Source organism: Lactobacillus amylolyticus DSM 11664 (assembly GCF_000178475.1).
GTDB classification, from domain to species: domain Bacteria; phylum Bacillota; class Bacilli; order Lactobacillales; family Lactobacillaceae; genus Lactobacillus; species Lactobacillus amylolyticus.
This window is the reverse complement of sequence record NZ_ADNY01000019.1, coordinates 1-1663: the sequence shown is the minus strand read 5'-3', so window position 1 is coordinate 1663 and position 1663 is coordinate 1. Positions and strand designations below refer to the sequence as shown.

1 protein-coding gene is annotated in these 1663 nt (G+C 36.9%); it reads left to right on the top strand.

The window, feature by feature from the left end:
- The first annotated feature begins 265 nt into the window (after window positions 1-265).
- Entirely contained in the window at window positions 266-1495 is a 1230-nt protein-coding gene (locus tag HMPREF0493_RS02555) for an IS110 family RNA-guided transposase (protein WP_006351706.1), read from the top strand.
- The last annotated feature ends 168 nt before the right edge of the window (window positions 1496-1663 follow it).

The window sequence follows — 1663 nt, the reverse complement described above, 5'->3', positions numbered from 1 at the left end:
GGAATAATAAACATTCTAAGCTAAATAGTGAATTGATTATCCGACGGGATAATTGATTCACTATTTTTATTCTCTTGTAGAATTGAGATAGCAGTAAAACAATATGCCTTCGGGGGTTTAGACACGTGATGTCGTATAATAAACTGGCAGTTTTGCATAAGAATTTGGCAATCTCTTCGAAGAATGTGGGCACCTAGATGTCGAGTTTAGAAAATTAGATCCGAGTTCTTAAGCAAAAATGTTTTACTGCTGGATTGGGAGGCTAATGATGAAAGTTGTATTCGGTATTGATGTAAGCAAGTCTGCTTCAACAGTGTGTGAATTAATCGGTGAAAGCAAGAATGAGTTTGAGATTACCAATGATCGGCCAGGCTTCTTGCAGCTATTAAAAGAATTGCATGTATTTGCCATTCATCCACAAATTATCTTTGAAGCAACCGGCGTTTATTCGCGCAGACTACAGACCTTTCTTGAAGATTATGGCTACGATTATATCATTCTTAATCCGTTAAAGGCCAAGAAAGAAATGGATCAGGGATTACGCCACAACAAGACTGACCGCAATGATGCTTATCACTTAGCATTAATTCAAAAACTTTATCATCATCCAGTTAATCAATCGCAGGCTGAAGAATATCATCAGCTCAATGCTTTAAGCAGGTTCTATGATCAATTAACCTCAGATTTGATAATGGCTAAGAATCGTCTTCACCAGGCACTGCAGTCGACTTTTCCTGAAATTGAGACTTTATTTAGTAATTCTAAAGGCAATAATTATTGGCAGATAATTAAGCAATATCCACATTGCGAAAGTATGATTGAATCTGACAAGGAGCAGATTGTTCGCTGGCTGCTTACGTTAAAAGGCTTTGGCAACAAGCACGCACAAAAAACTGCCAAGAAACTTTTAAAATTGGCTCATAAAAGCTATCCTGTTGTCAAAGATGACAGCGTTGAAACAAAACAAGCAAGATACTATGCAGATCGTCAGCTCGTATTAAGCAGTCAGAGGGAAAGGATAATCGATCAAATGACAGCTTTAGCTAAAAAGCTGCCAAATAGAGATCTTGAAATACTTGAAAGCATTCCTGGATTTGCTCAAACTACTGCAGTCAGAGTGTTAGCAGAGTTAGGCGATATGCGCAGATTCAGTAATCCCAATAAGATTAATGCGTTTATCGGTATTGATCCGGGAAGATACCAGTCAGGTGAAATGGATTCAAGCTTAAGTATTACTAAGCATGGCAATGCCGTAGCCAGAAAGATTCTCTATCGGGCCATTGGACAGATAGACAATGCAGCTAAAACCAACCCATGCCATATTGCCGACTATTATGAAAGCAAAAAGCGATCTTCTCAAACCAAAGGATTCAAGAAAATCGCTATTGCTTCAATTCATAAACTGATCAGAACCATATATGCCCTGATCCAAAACGACCAATTATATGATTACAGCGTAGCCACACATAACCAAAAAGACTTTTGCCGTAATTAATTGATCTAAAGACATTATACTCCAGCCTATTAAAGAAAAGCATAATTAATAGGCTTATTTGTCATAGATTTAATTCTTAAATAAATTGCCCCTCAAATACTAAAAGATAAAAATCAAGGTAAAAAACAAAGTCAAGTACCTAATGATACTTGACTTTACGTAGAAAAA

Bases quoted from the DNA above. Each gene is read 5' to 3' on its own strand.
- HMPREF0493_RS02555 (WP_006351706.1), top strand. From the start codon at position 266: ATGATGAAAGTTGTATTCGGTATTGATGTAAGCAAGTCTGCTTCAACA.